This window comes from Cupriavidus sp. UYPR2.512 (genome assembly GCF_000379565.1).
In the GTDB taxonomy this organism is placed as follows: Bacteria; Pseudomonadota; Gammaproteobacteria; order Burkholderiales; family Burkholderiaceae; genus Cupriavidus.
In genome coordinates, this window is record NZ_KB902991.1 from 1 (window position 1) to 2,833 (window position 2,833).

Here is a 2,833-nt window from a genome sequence, read left to right on the forward strand (position 1 = left end):
CGCGCACGCTCCCTGAGGGAACCCCTCTAGCGTCCATCACCGTTCTTGCTCAAATCCCCGCGCTATCGGCATCACGAAAGCTGCTTATGCACAATCGTTGTCAGATCAGGCGGCTTTTCACGAGGGCTACTCTGACATCGTCGCGCTGCTATCTGTTTTCAAGAGCGATTCAATCATCCACTGGCTGCTTGAGCCTTTGGCGGCCTCCGATGGACTGGTGCCTGTTGCTAATCTGACAACGAAGAAACTGAGCGGCGCGCGTTTCGCGAGGCTGGCTGAGCAAATGGGGGCTGCGCTTAGCGGTGTGCCGGGATCCGCACTGCGTGAGTCGCTCAAGATCAAGCCAGATCGCTCGCTATATAAAAGTGAGCGCTTTCAGGAGGCACATGATCGCGGGGAGCTGTTGGTTGCAATTGTCCTGCACGCGTTCTTCGAGGTCTGGGTGAGCCGTCTGAGTCCAATCGTGAAGACTAGCCCTGGCGGTGTGGCACGATCTGTTGTCGTCGAAGAGGGTGTCAAGGCGGCTACGCACCTGCTGCGGATTCTGATTCGTGCTCTGGACTACATGCCGCCGGTCGATCTGACCTTTGGCGATTATCTAAGTGCCGTCCTCACTGCGGACATCCAACTCAACCCAAATGATGGCAGGTACCGGTATCGCGAGGTGCTGCGCTCCTCATTTGAGGCGTTTGGCGTAGATCCGGCTAGCAATGCGCGCACCGACGGCGCCTGGAAGCCACCCCGCGCCAGTGAATTCACCCTCGTCGGCACGCACTTCGAGCGGATGCAGCGCGATCCGGTCGAAGTATTTCGGTTTGTGTGGGAGAACAAGCGCGCGCTTGGCATACATCCTGACGCTTTCACCCGGGTTACTTCAGTAAGACCCGTTGTAAGAGTCAGCAATGACCACACGATTCTCCGGGAAACGGTGGTTGAGTACATTCAGCAACTGACCGTCTATGGGAGTGAGCTTTCGTCACTTGGGATCAAAAAACCCTCGGAGATGCCAACGGCCAAGCTGATTAATCTCTTTGGCGGCGGAACCATGGTCTTCAATGAATACGGTCTTCTAAAGTTTCATATAGGAACGGGCGTCACTACCGACAAGCAGACGGACAGATTACAGAGTCTCTGGGATCGCGGTCACTTCGCTCAAACGCAATCTGTCACCGCACGAATCGCGGCGATGCATCGCGATCGGGAGCTTCGGCCGTCGTCCACGGCGAAAGGAGACTGGTAGCATGGCATCGAAAAAAGCGGTGGAGAAGGAGCGTCCTACAGAACTGACGCTTCGCAGCTACAACGTAGGATTCGGCGACTGTTTTCTGCTGACGTTTCACTATCCCGCAAGGCTAAAGCACGTCCTGATTGACTTTGGAACCACACGGGCGCCGAAGGGAAAGGATACGCCCAAGTATCTGCTGGATATTGCCCAGTCCATCAAAGAGGTCTGTGGAAAGAAACTGCACGCGGTTGTGGCAACCCATAGACACAAGGACCACATCAGTGGGTTTTCCCTTGTGTCCGGCAAGGGGCCGGGACAGATCATCAGAGACCTGAAGCCGGACGTTGTCATTCAGCCATGGACCGAGGACCCCGATGCACTGGCAGATGCGAGAGTGCCGACAAGCGTGAGCCAGAACAAGCGCCATCAAGCAGCGCGCGAACATCTCGTCATGCTGGACAACATGAACCAATTCGCAGGCTACGTGAAGTCGGCGAGCGCGCGGCTGCGAGGGTCCCATCTCAATGGGATCAAGGCTCAGCTTGAGTTCCTTGGGGACGACAACGACCTGGCCAACCGGGACGCTATTGAGAACCTGAGAAGCATGGCTCGAAACAGCAAGTACGTCTATGCGGGCGCTAAATCTGGGTTGGAAGACATTCTGCCGGGCGTCAAGACGCACGTACTCGGCCCTCCGACCCTTGAGCAACACGCCGGCATTCGCAAGCAAAGCCAGACTAACGCCGAGGAGTATTGGCAGTTGGTAGGTGCGCAAGCGGAATTTTGGGCCAAGCGAGGGCGCATTGCCAAGGCCGGCGAGCCAGGTGCGTCTGCACTCTTTCCAAAATATGTGGACAGGCGTCGGCCGTGGGACATGCGATGGTACCGGTATCAGGCGCAGCGAGAACAGGCTGAGAATCTGTTATCGATTGTGCGGATCCTGGACAACCAGATGAACAACACGAGCGTGATCCTGCTCTTTGAGGTGAATGGGAAGTTTGTGTTGTTCCCGGGGGATGCGCAGTTTGAAAACTGGCAGTACGCCTTGTCGGATCCTAAGTCTCTGGAGCGCTTGGCGAACGTCGGACTCTACAAGGTCGGCCATCATGGAAGTCGTAATGCCACCCCGAAGACGCTCTGGAATGGTTTTGAGGCCAAAGGCGGAAAGTCGAAGAAGGGGCGACAAGTGACATTGCTTTCTACCCTCGATCATGTCCATGGTAGCGAGGATCGCCACACCGAAGTACCACGGCAGACGCTCCTTGACGCCTTGGGCAAGGAGTCGGATCTCCACGACACGCGCACGATCCGCGAGGGGGAATTTTGCTCCGTCACGCGATTCCTGCTTTAGGTAAAGGGAAGGGGACGCGCAGCATCCTTGGATATCCAGGCAATTGACCACGTTCCCAAAGTGCCGACGACGCTCCGCCTCGGGCAACCTACACGTGTCTATTGCAAAGGTTCCAATTTCGATGAGCCGTAAGTCGATCCGCCTGACGACAAAGGGGTAAAGGGGCGGATTCAACCGGTCGTCGCAACAATAGATTGTTGAACAGATTTTAGATATTGGTCCAGGGCTTCGGCAGGTGTCTTCCAACCAAGCGTTTT

General features: G+C 56.2%; 2 protein-coding genes. Both read left to right on the forward strand.

Annotation, left to right across the window (positions count from 1 at the left end; all coding sequences use genetic code 11):
* Positions 1-97 precede the first annotated feature (97 nt).
* On the forward strand, positions 98-1,240 hold the full coding sequence (locus tag A3A5_RS38710; RefSeq protein ID WP_018311685.1) for a hypothetical protein: 1,143 nt from the start codon (positions 98-100) through the stop codon (positions 1,238-1,240).
* Between the two features lies 1 nt (position 1,241).
* A complete protein-coding gene (locus A3A5_RS38715) occupies positions 1,242-2,576 on the forward strand; it encodes a hypothetical protein (RefSeq protein WP_051108530.1) in 1,335 nt (444 codons plus the stop codon).
* Positions 2,577-2,833: the final 257 nt, after the last annotated feature.

Bases quoted from the DNA above. Each gene is read 5' to 3' on its own strand.
- A3A5_RS38715 (WP_051108530.1), top strand. From the start codon at position 1,242: ATGGCATCGAAAAAAGCGGTGGAGAAGGAGCGTCCTACAGAACTGACG.